The organism is Paenibacillus sp. UNC217MF (assembly GCF_000686865.1).
Classification (GTDB): Bacteria; Bacillota; Bacilli; order Paenibacillales; family Paenibacillaceae; genus Paenibacillus_B; species Paenibacillus_B suaedae.
The window spans coordinates 184,472-210,594 of sequence record NZ_JMLT01000003.1 but is presented as its reverse complement, the minus strand read 5'-3'; the positions used below and the strand labels follow the sequence as shown (position 1 = coordinate 210,594).

At 49.2% G+C, this 26,123-nt stretch carries 24 protein-coding genes; 20 read left to right on the top strand and 4 right to left on the bottom strand.

Annotated elements, in window-relative coordinates; genetic code table 11:
- Positions 1–25 precede the first annotated feature (25 nt).
- From fabD to ftsY, 7 genes are all read left to right on the top strand, one after another.
- Positions 26–955: an ACP S-malonyltransferase gene (fabD, locus tag BP95_RS0101035; RefSeq protein WP_021256599.1), complete on the top strand. Its 930-nt coding sequence runs from the start codon at positions 26–28 to the stop codon at positions 953–955.
- A 132-nt stretch (positions 956–1,087) separates the two neighbouring features.
- Positions 1,088–1,834 carry a 3-oxoacyl-[acyl-carrier-protein] reductase gene (gene fabG, locus BP95_RS0101030; RefSeq protein WP_021256598.1) on the top strand — a complete coding sequence of 249 codons (747 nt, stop codon included), beginning with the start codon at positions 1,088–1,090 and terminating at the stop codon, positions 1,832–1,834.
- A gap of 203 nt (positions 1,835–2,037) precedes the next feature.
- Positions 2,038–2,274, top strand: coding sequence for an acyl carrier protein (acpP, locus tag BP95_RS0101025; protein WP_005551886.1), 237 nt, complete (start codon positions 2,038–2,040; stop codon positions 2,272–2,274).
- Between the two features lie 122 nt (positions 2,275–2,396).
- Entirely contained in the window at positions 2,397–3,635 is a 1,239-nt protein-coding gene (gene fabF / locus BP95_RS0101020) for a beta-ketoacyl-ACP synthase II (protein ID WP_021256597.1), read from the top strand.
- A gap of 12 nt (positions 3,636–3,647) precedes the next feature.
- On the top strand, positions 3,648–4,346 hold the full coding sequence (rnc, locus tag BP95_RS0101015) for a ribonuclease III (RefSeq protein ID WP_021256596.1): 699 nt from the start codon (positions 3,648–3,650) through the stop codon (positions 4,344–4,346).
- Positions 4,347–4,556: 210 nt separating this feature from the next.
- Positions 4,557–8,129, top strand: a complete 3,573-nt coding sequence (gene smc / locus BP95_RS0101010) for a chromosome segregation protein SMC (RefSeq protein ID WP_021256595.1) — start codon at positions 4,557–4,559, stop codon at positions 8,127–8,129.
- Positions 8,130–8,144: 15 nt separating this feature from the next.
- The gene (gene ftsY / locus BP95_RS0101005; protein ID WP_028531216.1) at positions 8,145–9,161 is read left to right on the top strand and encodes a signal recognition particle-docking protein FtsY; all 1,017 of its coding nucleotides are present in this window, start codon (positions 8,145–8,147) and stop codon (positions 9,159–9,161) included.
- Between the two features lie 135 nt (positions 9,162–9,296).
- Here ftsY and BP95_RS0101000 read toward each other — a convergent pair whose 3' ends face one another.
- Positions 9,297–11,066, bottom strand: a complete 1,770-nt coding sequence (locus BP95_RS0101000; RefSeq protein ID WP_021256593.1) for a SulP family inorganic anion transporter — start codon at positions 11,064–11,066, stop codon at positions 9,297–9,299.
- A gap of 156 nt (positions 11,067–11,222) precedes the next feature.
- Complete coding sequence (locus tag BP95_RS0100995) at positions 11,223–11,558, bottom strand: ArsR/SmtB family transcription factor (protein WP_021256592.1); 336 nt, start codon at positions 11,556–11,558, stop codon at positions 11,223–11,225.
- A 287-nt stretch (positions 11,559–11,845) separates the two neighbouring features.
- Between BP95_RS0100995 and BP95_RS0100990 the strand changes: the two genes are divergently transcribed.
- The 4 genes from BP95_RS0100990 to BP95_RS0100975 all read left to right on the top strand — a co-directional run bounded on the left by BP95_RS0100990 (position 11,846) and on the right by BP95_RS0100975 (position 15,548).
- Positions 11,846–12,826 carry an ABC transporter substrate-binding protein gene (locus BP95_RS0100990; protein WP_021256591.1) on the top strand — a complete coding sequence of 327 codons (981 nt, stop codon included), beginning with the start codon at positions 11,846–11,848 and terminating at the stop codon, positions 12,824–12,826.
- A 93-nt stretch (positions 12,827–12,919) separates the two neighbouring features.
- Positions 12,920–13,933, top strand: a complete 1,014-nt coding sequence (locus BP95_RS0100985; protein WP_028531214.1) for a FecCD family ABC transporter permease — start codon at positions 12,920–12,922, stop codon at positions 13,931–13,933.
- A complete protein-coding gene (locus BP95_RS0100980) occupies positions 13,926–14,930 on the top strand; it encodes a FecCD family ABC transporter permease (protein ID WP_021256589.1) in 1,005 nt (334 codons plus the stop codon). Before BP95_RS0100985 ends, BP95_RS0100980 begins: the two co-directional genes overlap by 8 nt.
- Positions 14,931–15,011: 81 nt before the next feature.
- Positions 15,012–15,548: an RNA 2'-phosphotransferase gene (locus BP95_RS0100975; RefSeq protein WP_231515022.1), complete on the top strand. Its 537-nt coding sequence runs from the start codon at positions 15,012–15,014 to the stop codon at positions 15,546–15,548.
- A gap of 75 nt (positions 15,549–15,623) precedes the next feature.
- On the opposite strand, the gene BP95_RS0100970 is transcribed toward BP95_RS0100975, so the two are convergent.
- Positions 15,624–16,859, bottom strand: a complete 1,236-nt coding sequence (locus BP95_RS0100970) for an MFS transporter (RefSeq protein WP_021256587.1) — start codon at positions 16,857–16,859, stop codon at positions 15,624–15,626.
- 129 nt (positions 16,860–16,988) lie between these two features.
- Positions 16,989–17,675, bottom strand: a complete 687-nt coding sequence (locus BP95_RS0100965) for a FadR/GntR family transcriptional regulator (RefSeq protein ID WP_021256586.1) — start codon at positions 17,673–17,675, stop codon at positions 16,989–16,991.
- 215 nt (positions 17,676–17,890) lie between these two features.
- Here BP95_RS0100965 and BP95_RS0100960 point away from each other — a divergent pair, with 215 nt between their 5' ends.
- The 9 genes from BP95_RS0100960 to rimM all read left to right on the top strand — a co-directional run bounded on the left by BP95_RS0100960 (position 17,891) and on the right by rimM (position 26,122).
- Positions 17,891–19,306 (top strand): FAD-binding oxidoreductase, encoded by a 1,416-nt coding sequence (locus BP95_RS0100960; protein ID WP_021256585.1) that lies wholly within the window; start codon positions 17,891–17,893, stop codon positions 19,304–19,306.
- Positions 19,303–20,670 carry a (Fe-S)-binding protein gene (locus tag BP95_RS0100955; RefSeq protein ID WP_021256584.1) on the top strand — a complete coding sequence of 456 codons (1,368 nt, stop codon included), beginning with the start codon at positions 19,303–19,305 and terminating at the stop codon, positions 20,668–20,670. Before BP95_RS0100960 ends, BP95_RS0100955 begins: the two co-directional genes overlap by 4 nt.
- 111 nt (positions 20,671–20,781) lie before the next feature.
- Positions 20,782–21,738, top strand: a complete 957-nt coding sequence (locus BP95_RS0100950) for a GNAT family N-acetyltransferase (RefSeq protein ID WP_021256583.1) — start codon at positions 20,782–20,784, stop codon at positions 21,736–21,738.
- A gap of 564 nt (positions 21,739–22,302) precedes the next feature.
- Complete coding sequence (trhA, locus tag BP95_RS0100945) at positions 22,303–22,938, top strand: PAQR family membrane homeostasis protein TrhA (RefSeq protein ID WP_028531212.1); 636 nt, start codon at positions 22,303–22,305, stop codon at positions 22,936–22,938.
- Positions 22,939–23,091: 153 nt separating this feature from the next.
- On the top strand, positions 23,092–23,451 hold the full coding sequence (locus BP95_RS0100940) for a putative DNA-binding protein (RefSeq protein WP_021256580.1): 360 nt from the start codon (positions 23,092–23,094) through the stop codon (positions 23,449–23,451).
- A gap of 19 nt (positions 23,452–23,470) precedes the next feature.
- Positions 23,471–24,853: a signal recognition particle protein gene (ffh, locus tag BP95_RS0100935; RefSeq protein ID WP_021256579.1), complete on the top strand. Its 1,383-nt coding sequence runs from the start codon at positions 23,471–23,473 to the stop codon at positions 24,851–24,853.
- A 69-nt stretch (positions 24,854–24,922) separates the two neighbouring features.
- On the top strand, positions 24,923–25,195 hold the full coding sequence (gene rpsP, locus BP95_RS0100930) for a 30S ribosomal protein S16 (protein WP_021256578.1): 273 nt from the start codon (positions 24,923–24,925) through the stop codon (positions 25,193–25,195).
- 23 nt (positions 25,196–25,218) lie between these two features.
- The gene (locus BP95_RS0100925) at positions 25,219–25,449 is read left to right on the top strand and encodes a KH domain-containing protein (RefSeq protein ID WP_005551913.1); all 231 of its coding nucleotides are present in this window, start codon (positions 25,219–25,221) and stop codon (positions 25,447–25,449) included.
- A gap of 154 nt (positions 25,450–25,603) precedes the next feature.
- On the top strand, positions 25,604–26,122 hold the full coding sequence (gene rimM / locus BP95_RS0100920) for a ribosome maturation factor RimM (protein WP_028531211.1): 519 nt from the start codon (positions 25,604–25,606) through the stop codon (positions 26,120–26,122).
- Position 26,123 lies beyond the last annotated feature (1 nt).

The window sequence follows — 26,123 nt, the reverse complement described above, 5'->3', positions numbered from 1 at the left end:
TGGATAAATTAAGGAGTGGACAATCTTGGGTAAAATTGCATTCGTTTTTCCTGGACAAGGTGCTCAAGCGGTTGGTATGGGCAAGGACGTCTATGAGGCCGTTCCTGCTGCACAGGAGGCTTTCGATACAGCAGAGCAGGTACTTGGATTCCCTCTGAAGGAGCTCGTATTCAATGGGCCAGAGGAAGACTTGAAGCAGACAGCAAACACGCAGCCAGCGCTTCTTGTTACGAGCTATGCACTGTATCGCGCGTTTGAAGCGTCTGGTGTTCGTCCAGACTTCGTCGCAGGACACAGCTTGGGTGAATATAGTGCGCTTGTTGTAGCGGGGGTTCTATCCTTCGAGGATGCAGTCGCAATTGTGCGGCAGCGCGGACAATTCATGGAGCAGGCTGTTCCGCATGGACAAGGTGCCATGGCGGCTGTATTAGGTGCAGAGCGCGAGCAGTTGGGAGCGCTGTGTGATGATATTAGCCGAACAACAGGTTCAGTAGAGATGGCGAACGTAAACTGTCCTGGCCAAATCGTTGTATCAGGTACAGCGGAGGGTGTAGCGGCGGTTGCCGAACGTGGGAAAGAGGCTGGCGCTAAACGTGTAAAACAACTGGAGGTTAGCGGGCCATTCCATTCACTGTTAATGAAGCCAGCAGCAGAACGACTGGGCGAAGTCTTGAAGACCGTTACCTTCCAAGATGCATCTGTACCGGTTGTGGCCAATGTATCTGCACGTCCAGAGGAAGCGGGCGAGCTACTTCGTGAGCTGCTCGTAGAGCAAGTGTTCTCGCCAGTATTGTGGGAAGACAGTGTGCGCTATATGATCGAGCAGGGCGTTGATACATTCATTGAGCTGGGTTCAGGCTCCGTTCTTGCTGGACTGATTAAGAAGATAGACCGTTCGGTGAAGATTGTATCGATCAATAGCCTAGCAGCCATAGAAGCGTATCTTGCAGAATAATAGCAATAGTTAGCAGTTATTCATACAATCGATATTCTATATCTATCTTATGTCTGCAATTATCATTCTAGTGATGCTGGGCGTAACCCGCTGCGGTATACGCCCGGGCAAGTATAAGGGAGGAACATGACCATGTCGAGCTTAGAAGGCAAAGTGGCGGTTGTCACAGGCGCTTCTCGCGGCATAGGACGAGCAATTGCGCTAAGTCTGGCTGAGGCTGGTGCAGATGTTGTTGTGAACTATGCAGGCAGCGAAGCGGCAGCTAAGGATACTGCAGCTGCGATCGAGGCAATGGGACGCAGAGCCATCACCGTTCAAGCAAATGTGGGCAAGACAGAAGAGGCGGATCTTCTTGTAAAGTCAGCGTTGGATCAATTTGGCCGTATTGACATATTGGTGAATAATGCCGGAATTACAAGAGATAATTTAATTATGCGGATGAAGGAAGAAGAGTTTGATCAAGTCATTGAGACGAATTTGAAGGGTGTATTCAATTGCGTAAAGGCAGTGACTCGCCCGATGATGAAACAGCGCTCTGGCCGCATTATTAATATCTCGTCCGTCGTAGGTGTAATTGGCAATCCGGGTCAAGCCAACTATGTAGCAGCTAAGGCTGGTGTAATCGGCCTTACTAAGGCGTCTGCGCGCGAGCTTGCATCCCGTGGCATTACCGTCAACTGTGTGGCGCCAGGCTTTATTGAGACAGATATGACAGATGCACTGTCTGAAGAGATGAAGGGGCAGCTGCTTAGTCAGATCCCGCTTAATCGTCTAGGTCAGCCAGAGCATATTGCGAAGGCAGTTCGCTTCTTGGCATCTGATGATGCGGAATATATGACAGGCCAGACGATCCATGTGGATGGCGGCATGTACATGTAGGAGGCTTCTCCGTTCATGGCAGCATGAACGTTAAGCGATATAATGGGTGGGTGTGCATAAGTGTTGAGCGATCAGCAATAATGCATCTTTTACCTAATAAGTGGAAACGACTGTGAGAGATCAGGTCGTTTCTACCAGCAAGCCGTTTTGATATGGCAATTTACAATGTTTTTTCGTATAATACCAAAGAGGAGGTGAACCGGATGTCAGCAGAAGTGTTGGAGCGTGTAAAGCGCATCATCGTTGAACGCCTTGGCGTTGATGAGGCAGAAGTAACGCTTGAAGCATCTTTCAAGGAGGATCTTGGCGCTGATTCCCTCGATGTTGTGGAATTGGTGATGGAATTGGAAGATGAGTTTGATATGGAAATCTCTGATGAAGACGCGGAGAAAATTACTTCGGTTGGAGAAGTAGTGAATTACATACAATCTCATACCTAAGTTACTGAGTCCCGTTCTTCGTTAACGGGACTTCTCCTCATTATTGCAATATCTGAATGCGGCGGTATGCCGCATTCTCCATCATATAGAAGCTTGAACTGCAGAAGTAGAGGTGATTCTGATTGAAGCACAGGGTTGTAGTGACCGGCATGGGTGTCGTGACCGCTCTCGGCTCGGATATTGAGACATTCTGGAATAACCTGTTGGAAGGGAAGTCTGGAGTATCTCACATAGAAGCATTTGATGTTACCGATTATCCGACGCAAATTGCCGCTTCCGTGAAGGATTTCAATCCAGAAGATTTCATGGATAAAAAAGAAACAAGGCGTATGGATCGATTTGTTCAATTCGCAGTAGCTGCAAGTAAGAACGCCTTGGAAGACGCGAAGCTGGACGTAAGAGAACAGACGAATCCAGATCGTGTTGGCGTTATCGTCGGATCCGGTATTGGTGGTCTTGGCACATGGGAAGATCAGCATACGATATTGATGGAGAAAGGCGTTAAGCGCGTTAGTCCATTCTTCATTCCGATGATGATTGCGAACATGGCATCTGGCCAAGTCTCCATCACTGTTGGAGCTCGCGGACCGAATACAGCAGCTGTATCCGCATGTGCGACGGGGACGCATTCCATTGGCGACGCATACAAGATTATTCAGCGCGGCGACGCGGATGTAATGATCTGTGGCGGAGCAGAAGCGACGATCCGTCCGATCGGTATGGCAGGCTTCTGCGCGATGCGTGCGATGTCGACTCGCAACGATGAGCCAGAGCGCGCTAGCCGCCCATTCGATGTAGACCGTGACGGTTTCGTTATGGGCGAAGGAGCAGGCGTACTTGTTCTGGAGTCGCTGGAGCATGCTCTAGCACGCGGCGCTCGTATCTATGGGGAAGTGGCTGGCTATGGGATGAGCGGTGACGCTCACCATATGACAGAGCCTGACCCGACAGGAGCAGCATTGTGCATGACTCGTGCGCTGGCGGATGGCGAATTGGCACCAGAGCAGATTGATTACATCAACGCACATGGTACCTCAACTCCAGTAGGAGATCGTTCGGAGACGAAAGCGATTAAGTCAGCGCTAGGCGACCATGCTTATAAGACAGCAGTGAGTTCAACGAAATCCATGACAGGGCATCTTCTCGGTGCAGCAGGCGGCGTAGAGGCAGTCATTTGCAGCTTGGTACTGCAGCATGGCATGATTCCACCGACGATCAACCTGGAAAATCAGGATCCGGAATGTGACCTCGATTACGTTCCGAACGTAGCTCGTAAAGCTGATGTACAAGTAGCGATGTCCAACTCATTTGGCTTCGGCGGACATAACGCTACAATTGTCTTGAAGAAATACGAAGCATAAGGAGTCAGACAGTTGAGTGTAGAATTGAAGCAGTTACAACAGAAACTGAACATTCATTTTCGGAACAGACAGCTGTTGAAACAAGCGTTCACCCATGCTTCCTATGTGAACGAACACCGCTTCGGCCAGCACCAAGACAACGAACGCCTTGAATTTTTGGGCGATGCTGTGTTGGAGCTGACGGTGTCAGAATTTTTGTATCACCGATGTCCGACACGGCCCGAAGGGGAGTTGACCAAGATGCGTGCTTCCATCGTCTGTGAGCCATCTCTTGTCAAATTTGCTAACCAGCTTGGTTTCGGCAAGTATGTTCTGTTAGGCAAGGGAGAGGAGCTGACGGGAGGACGTACGCGTCCCGCATTGTTGGCGGATGTTTTTGAATCGTTCATCGGCGCGCTCTATTTGGATCAAGGCTTAGAGGTGGTGCGGGATTTTCTGCGTGAGCATATCTTCCCGCAAATCACGCTTGACGGCAAGCTGCAGACGAATGATTACAAGACACAGCTGCAGGAATTGACGCAGCATCACAATTTGGGTTCGCTCGAATATCGAATTATCGAAGAGCGCGGCCCAGCACATGAACGTGAATTCGTATCTGAAGTATGTATGGGTGACGAATGTTTAGGTCGCGGAGTTGGCCGCTCGAAGAAAGAAGCGGAACAACAAGCCGCGGCACAGGCGCTCGAGCAATTAGTCATTCCGAAATCATAACGTACTGTAAGGCCGGCGCGTGCGTCGGCCAGTTTCGCAGAAAGAGCAAAGAACAGCGCGCGAAGCGAGCGGAATTGGAGCTGCTTACAGGCTGGTTTTTGCTCTTTCTTTGTCCGAAGCTACGTTACCGCGCGGAAATTTGACAGCATGTCCATGCGACGATTCGGATTCGCGATATGGTACAATAATCGTTGAGGTGATCGTAGAACGATGTTCTTAAAAAGGTTAGAACTGGCGGGCTTTAAATCGTTCGCGGATCGGACGGAATTAGAGTTCGTCCAGGGAATCACCGGCGTTGTCGGCCCAAACGGCAGCGGAAAGAGTAATATCTCTGACGCAATCCGTTGGGTGCTCGGGGAACAGAGCGCCAAGTCACTTCGCGGCGGCAAGATGGAAGACATTATCTTTGCAGGCAGTGATGCGCGCAAAGCAGTGAACTATGGAGAAGTGTCCTTAACGCTCGATAACAGCGATGAGACACTTCCGCTTGATTTCAATGAAGTGACGGTGACACGTCGTGTGCATCGAAGCGGCGACAGTGAATATTTTATTAATAAGCAAGCTTGTCGATTGAAGGATATCACCGAACTGTTCATGGACACAGGAATCGGGAAAGAAGCATATTCCATTATCGGACAAGGCCGAATTGAAGAAATCCTCAGTACTCGTTCAGAAGATCGTCGTGGGATATTCGAAGAGGCGTCTGGGATTGTGAAATACAAGTCTCGGAAGCGAGACGCGAAGAAGAAGCTGGATGAGACCGAGCAGAACTTGCTCCGCATTCACGATCTTGTGGTGGAATTAGAGGATCAGATCGGGCCGCTTAAGGAGCAGTCTGAGAAGGCTAGACACTATAAGCAGCTTCGTGAATGGTTGAAGAACAAAGAAATTGCAGTTTACGTTCATCAAATAGAGGAGCTTCACATCACTTGGCAACAGGCGAACGAGAAGCTAGGACAGTTGAAGGAACGTGAATTGTCCTTGTCAACGGTAGTAAGCGAGCATGATGCCAAGTTGGAAGTGCACCGCATTGAGCTTCGCAAGCTGGAAGAGGAGCTCGAGAAGCTCCAGGCAACGCTTCTTCATTACAGTGAGGAGTATGAGAAGTGCGAAGGACAAGGCGAGGTTCTGAGGGAGCGCAAGCGGAATCTGACGTCCAATGAGCAGCAGATGAAGACAACGCTGACGACGACTTCGGAACGAATGCGTGCGAAGCAGTTGGAAGTGCAATCTGTTCGCGAGAAGCTGTTGGCCTTGCAGACTGAACTGGCTGAAATTCGCGGACTTATTGTTGCCGAAGAGACACGGCTTGCTGGCGTAGCTGGCGGGACAAGCTCAGACGCGGAAGAGAGCTTGAAGGGTCAGCTGCTCGAAGTAATGAATCAAATGGCGCAGCAGCGCAATGATATTCGCTACTATGACCAGCAGAAGGAATCCCTGCAAAAGCGTCTTGATAAAATGAATACAGCACGCAACAAGCGCGAGCAGGAGCAGAAGGATCTTCAGAAGAAGGTCGAAGATGCCAAGCGCCGCAGTGAAACGCTAACAGGAGATTTGGCGTACATTCGTAATCGTTATCTTACAGAGAGTGAGCAGTTGAAGCAGGATGAGTCGCTTCTCTCCGAGACGGAGCAGGCTGTGCGCAAATGGCAGCAAAAAGCCGATGCAATGGTGTCTCGTCGTGATACGATGCAGGAGCTGCAAAATGACTTTGACGGCTTCATGCTCGGCGTACGGGAAGTGCTTAAGGCTGCACGTCGACCGAATGGATTGCAGGGCGTACATGGTGCGGTTGCGGAATTGATCCGTGTGCCAGAGCAATTGGAGACGGCGATTGAGACTGCACTTGGCGCAGCCTTACAGCATATCGTTATGGAGAATGAGTCGGTATCGCGGAATGCCATCATGTTCCTGAAGCAGCGTCAATTAGGACGTGCGACATTCTTGCCGCTGGATGTTATTCGACCACGCTCCTTACATGAGACAGATCGTCGTATTGTGAATGGTACGGAAGGCTTTGTAGGTGTAGCGGCGGATTTGGTAAAGTCGGACGACATGTATGCAAGTATTGTCGGCAGCTTGCTCGGCAATGTGGTCATTGCGAAATCGCTGGAAGATGCGAACCGAATTGCGGCGAAGCTGCAGTACCGTTATCGTGTCGTGACGCTTGAAGGCGATGTTGTCAATGCCGGCGGCTCAATGACAGGCGGAAGCTTGAATAAGAAGAGCGCGAACCTGCTCGGACGCCAGCGTCAATTGGAACAGCTGGAAGCAGATATTAAGGAAGCTGATAAGCAGCTTGCCAAGCTCACGGAGACGTATACGGAGCTGAAGCAGCGCACAACGACAGGACTGAAGCGGCTCGATGACCTTCGCGAGCAAGGCGAAACGAAGCGCATCAATGAACAGCAGCTGACGAGCGAGATTGCGCAGCTGGAGAAGGAAGAACGCCAGTTGGCAGAAGCGCTCGAGGTGGAGCAGCAGGAGCTTACACACGCTGCGGAGGAGATGTCCACGCTGGACGCTGGGCGTCGTACCGCGGAGGCTCGGCTTGACGAGCTGAAGATTGATGAGGATCGTCTGCATGTCTCGATAGAGACTGCTGAATCTGCACGCAAGGCGAACGAGTCAGAGAAGGAAGTGCTGCAATCGCAGCTTACGGACTTGAAGGTTCGTCAAGGGAAGCTCGATCAGGAATCTTTCTCGCTGCAGGAGCAGTTGACACGCTCTGAGCAGGAAGCCAAGGCGTACGAACATGAGTATACGCAGTTGACGCAAGGGTTGATTCAGGTACAGATTGATCTGGAGACCGCTGAGCGTGAGACGATGAAGCAGACTGAAGACTTGAACCATTTCCATGTGAAGAAACAAGAAACGGGCAAGCAGATTGAGTTCAAACGTGCGGATCGTGCGCAATGTGTGGCAAGACTGGAGCTTGCAGAAAGCGATACGAAGGAGCAGCGTACGGAGCTGAAGCAAGTGGAGGAGTCGATGCGTCAGACGGAGATTCAAGCGAATCGCCTTGACGTTGAACTGGATAACTTGCTGCGCAAGCTCAGTGAAGAGTACGAGATTAGCTTTGAACTGGCGAAGCATCGATACGTAGTACCTGAGAACATTGAGGAAGCGAAGCTGGAAGTGCGCGATCTGAAGAAACAGATTGCAGCACTTGGCGAAGTAAACCTTGGTGCGATCGATGAGTTTGAACGTGTGAATGAGCGCTATCAGTTCCTCAGTGAACAGAAAAATGATCTGATTGAAGCGAAGACGACGCTCTATCAAGTTATCCGCGAGATGGATGACGAGATGTCGAAGCGGTTCAAAGCAACATTCGATGCGATCCGCAAACAGTTCGTAGTCGTGTTCTCCAAGCTGTTCGGCGGTGGACGGGCTGATCTCGTTCTGATTGATCCGGAACATATACTGGAAACGGGGATTGACATTGTGGCGCAGCCACCAGGCAAGAAGCTGCAAAATTTACAGCTGTTGTCCGGCGGTGAGCGTGCCTTGACAGCAATGGCGCTGCTATTTGCTATTTTGCACGTGAAGCCAGTGCCGTTCTGCGTGCTTGATGAGGTTGAAGCGGCACTCGATGAAGCGAACGTTACACGCTTCGCCCAATATTTGCGTGAATTCTCCGAGCAGACTCAGTTTATCGTCGTCACGCATCGCAAAGGGACGATGGAAGAAGCTGATGTACTGTACGGTGTCACGATGGAAGAGGGCGGCGTATCGAAGCTCGTATCCGTGAAGTTGGAAGATGACGAAGCAATCATTGCATAAGGGGCGGGGAAGGACATGAGTTTTTTTAAGAAGCTGAAGGAAAGCATCGCGGCAAAGACCGAGTCCGTAACGAATATTTTCAAGGAAGGCTTGGAGAAAACTCGCAAAGGGCTCGTGGAGAAAGTAACAGAGCTTATTACGCGGCGCAAAAAGATTGATGAAGCTTTCTATGAAGAACTTGAAGAAATCTTAATCGGTGCCGATGTTGGCGTGACAACGGTTATGAACTTGATTGACGAACTTCGCGATGAGGTGAAGAAGCGTAAAATCGAGGAAGCAGCTGAGCTGCAGCCGGTATTGTCCGAGAAGCTTGTCGGGCTTCTGCGCGGCGATGATACAAGCAAGCTGAATATGAATCCGAATGGCATGACGGTTATTTTGTTCGTTGGTGTCAACGGTGTCGGCAAGACGACTACGATCGGAAAATTGGCACATCGGTTCAAGCAGGAAGGTAAATCTGTCCTTCTCGCTGCCGGAGACACATTCCGTGCCGGGGCAATTGAGCAATTGGAAGTATGGGGCCAGCGTGCAGGAGTCGATGTCATTAAGCAACAGGCAGGCTCTGATCCTGCTGCGGTGATGTTCGATGCGGTGCAGGCTGCGAAGCAGCGCAATGTTGATGTGCTGCTCTGCGATACGGCGGGCCGGTTGCAGAACAAGTCGAACCTGATGGAAGAGCTGAACAAGATCTTCCGTGTCATTCAGCGTGAAGTACCTGACGCTCCACATGAGGTGTTGATGGTGCTTGATGCAACCACAGGGCAGAATGCTCTCAATCAAGCGAAGCTGTTCGGCGAGAAGAGTGGGGTTACCGGTTTGGTGCTCACGAAGCTTGACGGTACAGCGAAGGGCGGTATCGTCATAGCAATCCGTCAAGAATTGAACTTGCCTGTGAAGCTGGTCGGACTCGGCGAGAAGATGGGGGATTTGCAGGAATTCGATTCCGAGCAGTTCGTCCATGCCTTGTTCGCAGGATTGATTGCAGAAGCAGAACAAGCAGAAGATGAGCAAGCGGATGATCAGCAAGCTTAAATCGAATCTGAATACGGATAGAAGGCGTCCCATTTTGGGACGCCTTTTTTTGCAAGATGATGCTGGTTGAGAAGAAGGAATGGTTTCTCTTACCTCTTGTTATCACAGGTATTTTGAAGCTTGTGTATAGCGATATCAAATTTGTAGAGTGCTGCGCTGCGAAAGCGGCTGATTTGACAGTTCAGGCAGAGTCTGAACATTTGATAATTGCCTGCATTCCCGAAAAGCAAAATGCGTACAGCCCTGACATTGAACGTTAACAATACGAGTCAGTGCATAATCTATGGCAATTCCAGTACGTTGGAAGAAATGTTCAGTCCCGATCATCGCTGCCAGACCCGTTTTGTTCATGATCCCTTCAGGTTGGGGAGCAATGCCGGTTATCAGCACGATTCCTCCATGCTGGCGGATGCGACTAACGAATGTAGATAGATGCGCAGCGGCTGTTGTATCCATATATGGCACGCGACCCATTCGCAAGATTAGTACACGAGGAGTTTCCTCGAATTGTGAGGACAGTGATTGCTCCAGTGTATGAGCAGCACCAAAAAACAGCGTTCCTTCGATGCTTACGATACTAATTTGCGGACATTTTCGTCCATCATTTACGACTCTTGCAGATACTTTGGCTTTTTGATCCTGCGGATCAGGAAGAACTTTATTCACCTTCACTTCTTCACTCATTCGTTTGATGAACAAAATAATGGACACCGCGAGACCTGCTTGAACGGCGACTGTCAGGTTCGTGAACACAGTGAGCAAAAAAGTAATACATAAAATAAGTGAATCTGCCGTTTTGGTACGTGCAATCTTCGCAAATATTTTACGCTCGCTCATGTTCCAGGCAACCATCATCAATATCGGTGCCATTGCAGCCAGTGGGATTGCCGAAGCATAAGGAGCAAGGAACAGCAGCACGAGCAGTACGACGATGGCATGCACCATCCCGGAAATCGGAGAAGCAGCCCCGCTGCGTATATTGGTTGCCGTACGAGCAATTGCACCGGTTGCAGGAATACCCCCGAACAATGGTGCGATCATATTCGCAATGCCTTGCCCGATCAGCTCGCGATTGCTGTTGTGTCTTTCACCTGTCATGCTGTCGGCAACAAGTGCGGATAGCAGAGATTCCACTCCGCCGAGCAGTGCAATGACGAATGCAGGCTGAAGCAGCAGAATGATACGATCCCAGCTTAGCGCTGGCCAGTGGAAAGCTGGAATGCCGCTAGGTATCGCCCCGAACGTCGTTCCAATCGTAGCAACCTGACCAGGGTACAACCAAGCTGCTGCCAAACTGGCTAAGAGGAGACCGACTAGAGAAGCCGGGATCTTTGGCATATACTTCGGCACGAGCAGGAGGGCAGCAAGACAAATACAGGATGTTAGAACACTGTAGATGTTGAACGCTGGGATATGAATGATCAGCTCGCGCATATTGGCGATGAAGCTGTCCTGCTTCTCTAAGTGAAGCCCTAAAAAATCGGCAATTTGACCTGTAAAAATAATGACGGCAATCCCTGAGGTAAAACCGATGGTTACAGGCCGCGGGATGAAGCGTATCACGGCTCCTAAGCGCAGCAATCCCATCAATACAAGCATAATACCTGCAAGGAAGCCAGCGATTAGCAGGTTCTCAAATCCATATTGCATGACAATGGCGAACAAAATCGGAATAAATGCGCCGGTAGGGCCTCCGATTTGAAACTTGGATCCACCAAGCAACGAGATAAAAAATCCGGCGATAATCGTCGTATATAAGCCATATTCAGGCTTGACGCCGGAGGCTATGGCAAATGCCATGCCTAATGGAATGGCAACCACACCGACGATTAAGCCTGCAATCATATCTTTCTTGAATGATTGGAAGCTATAGTTGGCATAGCGTCCGCACCACAACGGTTTCATGTATAATACCCACCATTTCTAAATATTTGATTATTTGAATATTTAAAATGATAAAGGTGTTTCGCATACCTGTCAAAGCGTATAGGAAGGGGTGTGGCATGCTTTTATACAAAAAAGAGAGGAAACAGGAGTCACGGACTCATATTCCTCTCTTTTTTAGGATGATTCTTGGTTTTTCATGTTTTTCAACATGGATATGGAATTGACTAAGTGATTGTTAAATATTTGCTTCGCGACTTCAAGTAAATCCTTGATCATTGGGTCACGCAAGGAATAAATGACAGAGGTTCCATCCTTAACGCCGTATACTACGTTTTTATTGCGCAGAACAGCCAACTGCTGCGATACAGAAGATCCCTCCGTGCCAAGTATGGCTTGTATCTCGTTAACCGTTTTATCCCCTTCACATAAGATCTCAAGTATCTTAATTCGAAGAGGATGCGCTAAAGCTTTGAAAAACTCCGCCTTAAAATGCTGAATATCCGGATACATGATGGCTTTCTCCCTTATTCTCAATAAAAGATTCAAAATAGGTTAGTGTTAGTTTACCACAAAACGAACGTTCACGAAAAAGGGAATGCAAAATCAAGTTCGAATGAAGGTGCATTGGAGACAGAAATATAAGCGAGATTTATACTACCATAAAATACTATAACTTATATTTTCAGATTATATTGACAGTTAGATCAAATCTCAATATGATGTACAAGTGATAATGATTCTCAGTAATAATGAGAAGTGTATTTAGCTTTATGTTGGACACCAGGGGGTAGTAACTTTTGAAAAAGAAATATCAAGCAATACTAGCGATTTTATTCACAGTACTTCTTATTGCGGGATGCGGCTCTCAAGCAAGTGAGGGCGGCCAAGCTGGCGGAAATCAACCAGCCGCTAAGGAAACAGAAGCCGTGCGAGAAATTAAGCATGAGCTTGGTACAACAGAAGTGAAAGGATCGCCCAAGCGGGTCGTTGTGCTCGAATATTCCTTTGTTGATGCACTTGCATCACTTAATTTGAAGCCTGTCGGCATTGCCGATGACGGAAATAAAGATCGAATTTTGAAGAGTCTGGCGGATAAGATTGGAGATTATACGTCAGTTGGGACTCGCAAGCAGCCAAGCCTGGAAGTAATAAGCTCGCTGCAGCCGGATTTGATTATCGCGGATTGGAAACGTCATAAAGCGATTTATGAAGATTTGAAGCAAATTGCTCCTACAATCGTGCTGAAGAGTCTAGAAGCAAGCTATGAAGACAATTTGGCTTCCTTCCAGACGATAGCGGATGCCTTGAACATGAGTGAGGAAGGGAAAAAGCGGTTGGAGCAGCATAAGGATAAAATCAATGCTTTGAAGGCTCAAGTGCCGCCATCAGACGAGAAGCAGACCGTCATGTCGGCTGCTTTGCGCAAAGAAAGCTTCAAGGCACATACATCTTCCTCCTATGACGGAGCCGTATTGGAAAAGGTCAGTCTGATGAATGCGATACAGGATCCGAAGGAACCCTATGCGGAGCTAACTTTGGAGCAGTTGCTGAATATCAATCCCGATATTTTGTTCCTGATGAAGACAGACGGAGAGCAAACGATCGTGGACGAGTGGTCCGTAAGTCCGTTGTGGCAGGAGCTCAAGGCCGTGAAGAACCAAAAGGTCATTGAAGTGGATCGCAATTTATGGACACGCTGGCGTGGCATCGTTGCTGGGGAATTAATGATGGAAGAAGCAATTTCGAAACTGTACGGCAGCGGGAAAGCGGAGAAATAATTTGTGCGACAGGAAGCGGGCGAGGTAGGCGTTACTTGTTAACGCCTATTTTTTGTCTGCCTAGGAACGAGAAAGAAGGAGGCATTGTAACGCATGACGGGATTACATCGCGGCGGAAGGCGCAAGGCGTTCGGACTGTCACTGCTGCTTGGCTTCGCATTATTATCGGCAGGGGTCATGATTAATGTGTCACTGGGCTCTTCCTCGATTTCATTTCCAACTTTGCTGAAGGCCTTGTTCTTCGCGGACAGAACGAAGGAGATGCTTATCGTGCAGGAGATCCGATTGCCCCGTGCGCTAATCGCGATTCTGATCGGTGCGAGTTTGGCAGTTGCGGGTACGATTATGCAGGCGATGACGCGCAACCCGCTTGCTAATCCACAGGTGTTCGGCGTCAATGCGGGCGCTTCGCTCGTAGTCGTAGCATCAACGGTATTCCTGCCGGAGCTGACGCAGCAGCAGCTTGTTTATTCCGCATTTGCGGGAGCGGCCTTAAGCGGCTTTATCGTGTATTTCATCAGCGCAGGTGGGGATTTGAAGCCGGCTCGGCTCGCCATTGTCGGAATGACCATCCATTTTTTTCTTTCGTCCATAACACAAGGATTGATCTTGTTCCATGAGAACACGACGGATAGCATTCTCTATTGGCTGGTCGGCGCGATAGGTAATCGGAATTGGCACCATGTCGGCGTGCTTCTTCCGTGGGCAAGCATCGGCTTGCTGGGCGCCTTGGCTCTGTCGAAGCCGTTAACGATGCTGAGTATGGGGGATGATGTGGCAAGGGGGCTCGGGGCAAGAATCGAGGCAACACGGTTAGTCGGCAGTCTGCTCGTCATTATTTTGGCGGGAGGCTCGGTGTCCGTTGCTGGCCCGATTGGCTTCGTAGGTCTACTGGTACCGCATATCGTCCGGCTGATGGTCGGTGTTGATCTGCGTTATGTACTGCCTTGCTCCGCCCTGTATGGATCAGTTCTGTTGGTGTATGCGGATATTGTTTCGCGCTATATATCGTATCCGTATGAGGCGCCAATCGGGATTGTTACTGCCATGCTGGGGACACCATTCTTCTTGTACTTGGCATATGCAGGAGGGAAGCACAATGAATAAATCTGCAAATATGGCGCGCCGCCATCGGCTCGTCGTGCTCGCATTAGTTGCGCTGCTTCTCATCGTGGGTCTGATCAGTCTTGGAGTGGGGGCGGTCTATATAACGCCAAACCAAGTGATAGAGACAATGTTGGGGCATAGCAAGGAACATGCGTTCATCCTTGGCAAATACCGTTCGCCCAGAATCGTCTTGTCCGTTCTTGTGGGTGCCGGACTTGCTATATCAGGAGCTGTCCTGCAGGGCGTACTGCGGAATCCGCTGGCCTCTCCGGATGTGATCGGAATTACGAAGGGGGCAGGCCTGGCGGCTTGTGCAACCATTATTTTATTTCCCGGGTCATCGGCAGTCGCGCTGCCTTTATCCGCGTTTGCAGGAGCGGCTTTGGTAGCCCTGCTTCTATTTGCATTCGTATACAGGCGCGGAGCTCGTCCCACGACGCTGGCACTGACGGGTATAGCGCTTGGAGCGATGTGTGATGCAGGCATCCAGTACTTCATGTTCAAATATCCGGTTAGCGTCAATGCAGCACTTATTTGGCTTACCGGAAGCATATGGGGCAGAGGCTGGGACGAGGTGATGGGTGTGCTGCCGTGGATGCTGACACTCATCCCGCTTGCGCTGCTGCTGTCTTCGAGGCTGGATGTACTGAGTCTGGGGGATGATGTAGCGACAGGCCTGGGAGAACGGGTGAAGCGTCTTCGTCTTGCGCTGGTAGCTGTTTCGGTCGCCTTGGCAGGAGCATCGGTGGCGGTTGTCGGCGCGATTGGCTTCGTGGGCTTGATCGCTCCGCATATGGCGCGTCGGCTTGTTGGTGCTAAACATGGCATTCTCTTGCCCGTATCAGGCTTGTTAGGCGCTATCTTGGTGTTGACGGCCGACACGATTGGACGCGCTATCGTTCCGCCAATCGAATTCCCGGCGGGGTTAGTGACTGCCGTAATCGGTGCTCCGTATTTCCTTTACTTATTGCGCAGAGAACGCAAGATTCGTTCCTAGCTCGCGCCCAACTCTCATAGGTGAATGTTGAATCTAATGATATAATAATAAGCATATCGTTCCAGTATGGATGGTGAGCCTGTGGATTACGCGAGATTTAGTAAAGAGGTTTCTTACGCGCTTCGTCATGCGCCATGGGAGTATGAGTTGGAGATGGATGAAGAGGGCTGGGTGGGGATTGAACAACTTTCCCATGCACTTCATTTCAGCCATCCAGAGCGAAGTTTGCTAGAGACAGACTTTGTAAGAATGATTGAGCTGTCAGACAAGAAAAGGTTCGAGGTGCTGGATGGAAGGATTCGGGCAATGTATGGCCATTCGATACCGCACAAAATAAAGAAAAGCGCAGCTCATCCGCCAGACCTGCTGTATCACGGAACGTCTCGGCGCATCGTAGACCAAATACGCAGAGAAGGACTGCGCCCCATGGCAAGACAGTATGTTCACCTGTCAGCGGATCAAGAGACGGCCATGGTTGTAGGAAGACGAAAGGACAATAGCCCTGTAATGCTTGTCATTGATGCGGCGAGAGCCGCGCATGAAGGAACTTTGTTCTATCACGGCAATCATACGATCTGGTTAGCTGATTTCATTGCACCGCAATATATAAGTGAATAAATGTGGACGACGCAAAGACGGGGAGCCTGAAGTGGCTCTCCGTCTTCTTCATTATTGACAGCATTTTTATGCGAGTCAGGTGGAGTAAGGGGGACTGTCCTCCGAGATTGAAGCTCCTTGCTTGCGCCGCAATAAAAATCCTGTAACGGAAGACAGCAGATACATCGTGCCGCCAACGATATATACGGCCTGGGCTCCCCAAATATCGGAGATTGTTCCGGCGAACAGTACGGAAACTCCGAACAATATGTATGAGATGGTGCTCTGAGCGGCAAATACATGCGGCTGCTCTTCAAGTGGGGTGATGTGCTGCACATAGGTACGCTGGGCAATATCTCGCAGCTGATAAAATGGACCCATCAGAACTACGATAGCTAAAGCGACAAATGCTTGCGTATTCCATGCATATCCGTATACGAGTAAGCTAACTCCAAATGATCCGATCAGAATTGTGCCGACTAGATGTTTATGAATGCGTGCAGACAGTTTCAGTGTAAGGAGTCCGCCGAGAATCGTTCCCGCATAATAGGCAGCATTAATATATCCCCACCAGGCTTCATCTTTATGAAGCACCTCTTGCGCGAAGACGAGTGTCACACCGCCAATCCATATTCCGCCTGCAACTCCCTCCAAGATGTCCATCCACGTAATAACGCGCAGCTTCGGATGTGTGAACAGGTACGTCCAGCCGGCCATAATGGAATGAGATTTCTTATCTGCGCCTACACTTGATTCTTGATTGTGCGACAATCGCAAGATACAGAGACAACCAAGAAAGAGAAGGCCTGCGGACAATTGAAGAACAAGGGAATGTCCAAGCTTAGCGACGAGAATTCCCCCCATAGTCCATCCAAGCAGAGACAGCATTTGCATGCTGGTCGAAACAAGGCTATTGGCGTGAACTCTCTTATCCTCTTCAACTAGGCGCGGATATAAGGCGTTTGCCGCTGCAGAAGCACAGCCTTCTACGTATCCGATACCAACTATGGCACAGAAAGAATAGGCGAGAAACTGTGTTGTCGATAACATTGATGCAAGTGGCGATATAGAGAATGCGACAACGGCTGATAATGCGAATTGCAAAAGCAAAAACAATCGCGTAACATGAGCGATACTCATGCGGCGGTACCAGATTGGCAGCATGAAGCTGCTCGCCAGTATCGCCATTGAACGGACAAAGGACACGGCTCCGGCAAAGGCAGCTGAATCCGTCATTTGGTAGACTGCTGCAATCAATGTCATCATGTACAGAGATCCTGCGAGATTAGCGAAGGATCTGCTGGATAGAAGCGAGTAGAACGAACGATTCAATGCGTCTCACATCCTATGCAATTTCATAATTTTAACATTATAGCATGGATGATCTTTCTTTTTAATAACTATTTTAAAAAGATAATAATACTAGACTGGGTGAATTGAAGCTCTCATCATTTGTTTCTCTTAATCCAGTCGTGCTTCAATTTTGGATAAATGCTCGAGCATGCGGTGAGACGCGAGTTTGTCATCCTGCGCGTCAATTGCCTCGTAGATTTGCCGATGCTCTTCCAGAAGCTGAGTGGTGGAGGAACGCTCTCCGAACAACCACATGCGTCTAGTCTCGCCCATATGCTCAGCACATTTCTGATGGAACATTTGTAGCATCGGAATAAGCACTTCATTGTGACTGGCCTCAGCCAGCAGAACATGGAACAGGAAGTCATCATGCTGACTAGCTTCTTCATCCTCCAGATGCTTCTCCATACGATGCAGACACGCAGCCATAGCCTGCAAATCAGCGGATGTACGTCTTTTGGCTGCGAGTCCGGCTGATCCAACCTCTATCATTTTACGAACCTCGATCAGTGACTTCACAGACTCCACATCGGTTAGCCATCCTTGGAACTGCTCAGATGGTGTTTGCTCATACTTACGTACAAAGGTTCCGCCGCCGTGACGGATATCAAGCCAGCCCATTGCCTTAAGTGCGCTGAGGGCCTCACGTATGGTAGAACGACCTACTGCATATTGTTGAGCAAGTGCTTCGACAGAAGGCAGCTTGTCGCCGGGCATATATATTCCTCCACGCAGCTGCTCTAGTAAATGTTCTTGAATGAGCTCCGAGCCTTTTTTTAATCGAAATTCGGTCATGTTGCTGTAAACCTCTCTTTCTGAAATATTAAATCAAAAATAATAAATATTATAAAATTATTTTTCGAAATCGAGTGACATTTGTCTCAATCATACGTTATAATATGCCAAAAGTCATCAGATGACCTGAACAATTCAGCAGATGTGGAGGAGAGTGTTGAATCGTTCACTTCAGATGTTGACTTGGATCCAAGACACCAAGGAGGAGTTCATTCATGATAACGATTGAAGCACGCGAGCTACTGCTCAAGCTGCTTGGGCCAGAGCGGTATCGCGATGATAAGGAGAGCTTGGTCACGCATTCTTATGATGCTACACCGATGATGCAGTCTCTGCCTGATGCTGTTGTATATCCGGAATCGACAGCAGATGTGCAGGAGATCTTGCGCACTGCGAACGAATACCGTATTCCCATTGTTCCTAGGGGCGCTGCAAGCAACCTGTGCGGCGGAACTGTCCCTGTAGCAGGGGGAATCGTCGTAGCCATGACTCGTATGAATAAGCTCATTGAAATGGACACCGAGAACCTTACAGCAACCTTCCAGCCTGGCTTGAATACGAAGACGTTCCATCGGGAAGTGGAGAAGCGTGGACTGTTCTATCCGCCTGATCCAAGCAGCATGTCTATCTCAACCTTGGGCGGCAATATCATGGAAGGGGCCGGCGGCCTGCGCGGTTTGAAATACGGCACGACGAAGGATTATGTGATTGCACTCGAGGCGGTACTGCCGAATGGCGAAGTGATCCGCACGGGAGGCAAGTTGTACAAGGATGTAGCAGGCTACGATTTAACGAAACTGTTAGTAGGCTCCGAAGGAACGCTTGCGTTGATTACAGAGGCAACGGTTAAGCTGCTGCCCGCACCGGGTATCCGCAAGACAATGCTCGTATCCTATAAAGATATTTATGCTGCTGCCCGCAGCGTGTCACGTATTGTAGGCGCAGGCATCATCCCAGCAACACTTGAATTCATGGATCAGCCGACGATTCGCGTAGTTGAGGAGTATAATCATATCGGGCTTCCAACAGACATGCAGGCAGTTCTGCTTATTGAACAGGACGGTCAAGATGAGAACGTTGTCATGCGCGATATGGAAGCGATTGCGAAGATATGCAGTGAGGAAGGTGCAGATCGCGTTCAGACTGCGAAGGATGAAATTGAGGCTGAACAGCTGATGAAGGCACGCCGCAGCGCATTGTCCACATTGGCTCGTATTCGTCCAACGACAATTTTAGAGGATGCGACCGTACCGCGCTCGAAGATTGCGGAAATGGTACTGGCCATCAATCGTATTGCAGAGCAATATGGGGTGAATATTTGTACGTTCGGGCATGCAGGAGACGGCAATCTTCATCCGACCTGTCCGACAGATGCGCGGAATGAGGATGAGATTCACCGTGTTGAGCAAGCGTTCGCGGACATTTTCGAGGAAGCGATTCGCTTGGGCGGCACGATTACCGGTGAGCACGGAGTTGGAACGGTAAAGGCTCCATATCTTGAATGGAAGGTTGGACCTACAGGCATCGACGTGATGAAAGGCATTAAGCAAGTGTTCGATCCGAATGGAATTATGAATCCAGGCAAGATATTTGCTAAGGCTGCTCGCAAAAGGCTGGTGGTTTCCCGATGAGTCAACAACAACTAGAGAAGACAAACAATCCCCTGCAGAAAGAACTCGTGAAGACGCTCGATTATGAGCAGCTGATGAACTGTATGCGCTGTGGATTTTGTCAGCCGACTTGCCCGACTTATCAAGAGACTGGATTGGAAGCTGCTTCCCCTCGTGGACGAATTGCACTCATGAAGGCAGTAGCAGATGGCATTATGGAACCGGATGAATCTTTCCAGAAACAGATGAACTTGTGCTTGGGCTGTAGGGCCTGCGAGCCTGTATGTCCGTCGGATGTGAAATACGGTCAGCTGCTTGAGCAGACGAAAGAAGCCATGCATGCGCACAATAAGCCGCCGGTTGCGGTTAAGGGATTGAATCGCATCGCGCGCCCTGTATTTATGAAGCACAATCGTCTGTTGCGGATGAGTAAGCTTCTCCAAACGTATCAGCGTTCGGGATTGCAGGGTTTTGCACGGAAGAAGAACTTGCTGCGCTGGCTTCCTCCACAGATGCAAATGATGGAGCGCATCCTGCCTGAAGCGGATAGCCAAGGTGTAGTGAAGCGGGCTGGTGGCCGTCACTTCCTGGCCAAAGGCGAAAAGCTCGGCACAGTAGGGTTATTCCGTGGGTGTATTATGGACGTCTTGTTCACTGAAACGAATGTGAATACAATCCGATTGCTAACCGAATCCGGCTATGATGTCATCATTCCGGAATCCCAAGGCTGCTGTGGAGCTTTGTTCGCTCATGGCGGAAGTGATACGGCTACAGCTAGGGATTTGGCGAAGCAAAATATTGAGGCGTTCCGTGATGCGGGTGTTGATTATATTGCCTCAAATGCAGGCGGATGTGGAGCGTTGCTTGTAGAGTATGATCATTTGCTGAAAGAAGAGTCGGAATGGGTGGAGCCGGCTAAGAAATTCGCAAAGCAAGTGAAGGATATCAGTGATTTGCTTATGCGTTCACAGCGTTGGAGCAATCTTCCGGTAATGCCGCAAGGCAACTGTGGGACTGCTGAATCATCCGAACCATCTGAAACGGTAACCTATCAGGATTCCTGCCATTTGCGGAACGTTATGCGGGCTTCGAGTGGGCCAAGACAGCTTATTCGCCGCATTCCTGGCATCCGATACAAAGAGCTGGAAGGCGCGGATGTATGCTGTGGATCCGCTGGTATTTACAACATTGTACAGCCAGACATGGCTAACTCGATTGTTGATCGGAAGATGGATGCTGTTCGCGAGACACAGGCTTCGATTATCCTGACAAGCAACCCGGGCTGCTTAATGCAAATGAAAGTAGGCGTAGAACGGGATGGCGTAGCCGAGCAAGTGAAGGTCATGCACGTCGTAGACTATTTTGCGGAAAAGATGTTGAAGTAATATTTCAGATTACCTATAATAATCTTGTAATTATATTTTAATAACATACTAACAGACATCCATGTAGTCAATTGGCGGGGACGATTGACTTCATCGTAGGAGGGGTTAAATGTGAACGTCATTCCACTTAATGAAGCATGGGCGGAGCCGATGTGCGAGTTGTGGAACCGTGAACTGGGCGACCTGTTCCCAATGAGACAACAGCTGTTCGTACAAAATAGTTTTCGAGATGTAAACGTTTACTTGCCTGGCTCCTGGATCGCCCAAGATTCAGATGGCAGACTTCTAGGATTTATCATCGCGAAGAAATGGCAGGAAACAGAGCGCGAGATGAAGCTAGGAGAAGGAGGAGGCTGGATTCAGGCACTTGTCGTTCGTTCCGAAGCAAGGGGGAAGGGGATAGGTTCTGAATTGCTCGGACGGGCTGAAGAGGCATTGCGTGAAGCTGGCGCATCTCAAGTATTCATCGGACGTGATCCGTGGCATTATGTTCCGGGCCTCCCGAAAGCGTTGTCAATGCACCGTCAATGGCTGGAGAAGAGAGGATTCAAGCAGCTCTATGAGGTTAGCGACATGCTGTCCTCAGATGAGACCGATCTGATCGTGACTCCAGAATTTGCAGATGGAGCGAACGTGAAGTTGCTCACGCCTGAGGACAAGGAAGAAATGTTGACATTTTTCCGTCGCTGCTTTCCGGGCAGATGGCTGTATGAGGCACAATGCTATTGGGAACGCGGAGGACAGGGAAGAGAATTCATAGGATTGTTCCAAGGCAGTGAAATGATCGGCTTCTGCCGGGTCAATGACGAGCATTCTCCGCTGATTGCGCAGAATACGTATTGGGCGCCATTGTTCGAAGAGCCGCTTGGCGGTATTGGGCCGCTTGGTGTTGATGATCAGTACCGCGGCAAGGGATACGGTCTTGGTCTGGTCAAGGCGGGAATCGCTGAATTGCAGCAGCGCGGCATGCGCCAGCTAGTCATTGACTGGACGGAACTGGTCGACTTCTATGCGAAGCTTGGATTCCATACGTGGAAGAGCTATGACCTTATGAGCAAGACCCTGTAAATAAATTGCGAGTTCAAACGACGAACCAAATAATAGTGCGGTGAACAATGAAACGCGTGGAAGACGGATTGAAAGATATGGATAAGAATCTTTGATCCTTGAGCCTCCACTAGATCAACTTTGCTCAGAACGAGGTTGAGTAAGTCTTTGGAACAACGATAAGGAACCCCGGCAGAACCATACGTGCTGGGGTTTTTGTCTATAATGGGATGATAAATGTGACATATTACGTAATCCTTGCGGGCTCTTCTCCCTTTCTCACTCTTTATTTCTAGCCAATTCCAAGCAGGCAGGGCAGCTTCTTCTTCGCGGCTTGTGCAGCTGCACATTATTGACGTATTGTTCATTTATGTGGCGTCCAATCCATATGATGCGGCCGTTCAGTATTTAAATGATACAAGAGAAAGCATTCGATTTATGAAGAGTCAGTGCAAATAAAATAGGTAAACTCGCTTAAGTCCTTCCTTCTCACCGACACTATCTGATGTGCATATAATGTGATCCGCCGTGAAATATGGGCGTATGCACAGCAGGCAGCTAGGATTGCCGCGGGGAGGGATGACTATGAAGTGGAGCCGTAATATATCCAGTGAGGAGCGGGCAAGCGTAATTACCCACGCAGTTGGATTATTGTTCAGTGTGTGGGCATTAGGCGTGCTTATCAGTGCCGCGTGGGAGCGCGGGACGTCGGCGCATATGATCGGAGCTTCAGTATATGGGATTACCTTGATTATGATGTTTACAACCTCGACGATTATGCACGGCTTGCCGGAGGGGAGATCGAAGTACCGATTTACGATCCTTGATCATATGGCAATTTACTTATTTATTGCGGGAACGTACACTCCCTTCCTGCTCGTCGTGCTGCATGATGAGTTCAGCCAGCAGCTGCTAGGTTTAATATGGGGGACTGCGATTGCAGGGATTATATACAAGGCATTCTATACAGGACGTCATATGTGGTTCTCTACGATTGCCTATGCAATTATGGGGTGGCTGATGATAACGGTATGGGACAGCTTGGTGCAGGCGATTCCTTTTGAAGGTGTTATGCTGCTGGTGATTGGGGGAGTATGCTATACGGCAGGCATCCCATTCTTTGTGTGGCACCGGCTTCCTTATCATCATGCGATTTGGCATCTGTTCGTATTAGCCGGCTCTGTCCTGCACTTTGTATGTATCTACCGCTATGTAATCTAGTTAGAAGGCAGGAAGAAACACTGAGATCTGGGTCTCAAAAAAATAATTCCACCATGTTAAGGTTCAACCCTTGACATGGAGTTGTGATTTAGGTATGATAAGAAACGTCGATGGGCTGTAAAGTGTTTTTCCTTTACGAAAGGAGTGGCCCGTATGAACGAGGAACAGGTACTGGCTAAGACGAACCGAATTAATATGCTGTTCGACTTCTATGAACCACTGCTTACAGAGAAGCAGCAGACGTTCCTGAAATGTTACTTTCAAGATGATTTTTCACTAGGCGAGATTGCAGCCGAATTCGGTATCAGCCGCCAAGCGGTGTATGAACATATTAAGCGGGCGGAGCAGACGCTCGAATCTTATGAGAGCAAGCTCGGCTTGCTGTCGAAGTTCGAACGTCGGACAGAGATCGTAATGGCGCTGCAACGTGCAATGGACGATATGGATAGCATACCCGACCCGCAGCGCGCGGAACTGCAGACGATTGTCCGTGAACTGCAGGCGTTGGATTAAGGGAACGGGGTGAGATAATATGGCATTTGAAGGATTAACGAACCGATTACAGAATGTATTCAGCAAGCTGCGCGGCAAAGGCAAGGTTGGTGAAGATGACGTCAACGAAGCGATGCGCGAGGTACGCCTGGCGCTGCTCGAAGCGGATGTTAACTTCAAGGTCGTTAAGGAATTCATTGGCAAGGTGAAAGAGAAGGCCGTTGGTCAGGAAGTGATGAATAGCTTCACACCGGGCATGGTCATTATCGACATCGTCAATAAGGAATTGACGGAATTGATGGGTGGTACAGCTGCGAAGCTGGCCAAGGCTAACAAGCCGCCAACTGTCATTATGATGGTCGGTCTCCAAGGTGCTGGTAAGACGACTACTTCAGGCAAGCTTGCGAAGATGCTGCAGAAGCAGAATCATAAGCCGCTTCTTGTCGCTGCCGATATTTATCGACCAGCTGCGATTAAGCAGCTTCAAGTGGTTGGCGAGCAGATTAAGGTTCCGGTATTTGCACTTGGTGACCAAGTGAGTCCGGTAGAAATCGCTCGTCGCGGATTGGAGCATGCGAAGGAGAATAACCTTGATTATGTCATTATCGATACTGCAGGTCGCCTGCATATCGATGAAGCATTGATGGAAGAGCTGAAGCAAGTTCATGCTACAGCGAAGCCAGATGAAGTGCTGCTCGTCGTTGACGCGATGACTGGTCAAGATGCGGTCAACGTTGCAGAGAGCTTCAACCAACAGCTTGAGCTTACAGGTGTTGTGCTGACCAAGCTCGATGGCGATACACGTGGTGGTGCAGCCTTGTCTGTTAAGGCAGTTACGGGTTGCCCAATCAAATTCGCTACACTCGGTGAGAAGATGGACGCGCTTGAACCGTTCCATCCAGAGCGGATGGCATCACGGATTCTCGGCATGGGGGACATGCTCTCCTTGATCGAGAAGGCGCAAATGAACATCGACACAGAGAAAGCCAAGGAAATGGAAATGAAGATGCGCAACGCAGCCTTCACATTCGATGATTTCCTTGAGCAGATGCAACAAGTAAAGAAGCTCGGTCCTATCGATCAGATTCTGGATATGATTCCAGGGATGAATAAGGTGAAGCAAAATGCGAACCTGAAGGTGGATGAGCGTCAAATGGGTCGAATCGAAGCGATTGTCCGTTCGATGACGAATGAAGAACGCCAAGATCCAGATCTAATTAATCACAGCCGTCGTAAGAGGATTGCAGCGGGCAGCGGAACTCAGTTGGCTGATGTGAACCGTCTTATCAAGCAATTTGATGAGATGCGCCGGATGATGAAACAGTTCTCCGACATGATGGGTCCGAAAGGCCCTAAGATGATGAAGAACTTGAAGAGTAAAGCAGGCAAGGCTGGTAAAGGAATGAGATTTCCTTTCCGTTAATGCATAGACGAGCGCAGTTTTTATACTCGCTCGATTGATTATTCGAATTCCGTTAAGGAGGTGAATTTCGTGGCAGTACGTATCCGTTTGAAACGCATGGGTGCTCATAAAGCACCATTCTATCGTGTAGTTGTATCCGATTCCCGTTCCCCGCGTGACGGTCGTTTTATCGAGGAAATCGGTCATTACAATCCGGTAGCTCAACCAGCAGTCGTTAACATCGACGAGGAAAAAGCTTTGAAATGGTTGCAAACTGGTGCTCAAGCATCTGACACGGTTCGCAACTTGCTCAGCCAAGCTGGCGTAATGAAAAAGTTCCATGAACTGAAACACCAGAAATAATCTAACCGTTCGGAGGGTCGCGAATGGAAGAGTTAGTGTCAGTAATTGCACGCGCTTTGGTCGATCATCCGGAGGAGGTCCGTGTGGACGTCGTGGAGAAGGACCATGTCATCGTGTATGAGCTTCACGTTCATCCTGACGATGTCGGAATGGTTATCGGGAAGCAAGGTCGTATCGCTAAGGCGCTTCGCACGGTCGTCACGTCGGCAGCTGTTAAAGTTCCAAAACGAGTTGCCGTGGACATTATTTCATAATTGCACGCAAGAGGGTTAGGATGAAATCCTAGCCCTTTTTCGTATGCATGAGGCTGAATGTGTTACACTAGAAAGAAGATATTCGCAGGTTGGGCCTCCGAATATTTACGATAGATTGAATGAATGGTGATTACCAACGGCAGGAGGATAAGTCATGGCTCAAAGAATGTTTAATGTCGGCAAATTGGTCAATACGCACGGCATTCGGGGTGAAGTGAAAATTATCCCGACAACAGATTTCCCGGAGGAACGCTTCGCTCAAAAGAGCGAGTTAGTTCTGCAGCAACCGAACTCCAATAACAGTGTATCCGTTACCGTTGAGCGGTCGCGTTTACATAAAAATATGTACATCATTAAATTTGTGCAATTCGACAATATCAATGAGGTTGAGAAATATAAAGGTTGGATGCTGAAAGTTAGCGAAGAGCAGCTGGACGAGCTCGATGAAGATGAATATTACTACCATGAGATTATTGGTTGTAAAGTCGTGACAGACGAAGGCGAAGAGCTTGGGATCATTGATGAGATATTGTCTCCAGGTGCAAATGATGTCTGGGTTGTGAAGCCTGCGAAAGGAAAATCAATCTTGATTCCGGTCATTGATGACGTTGTGCTTACGGTTGATGTGCAGGAGAAGGTCGTAACGGTTCATATTATGGAAGGACTTATTTAAT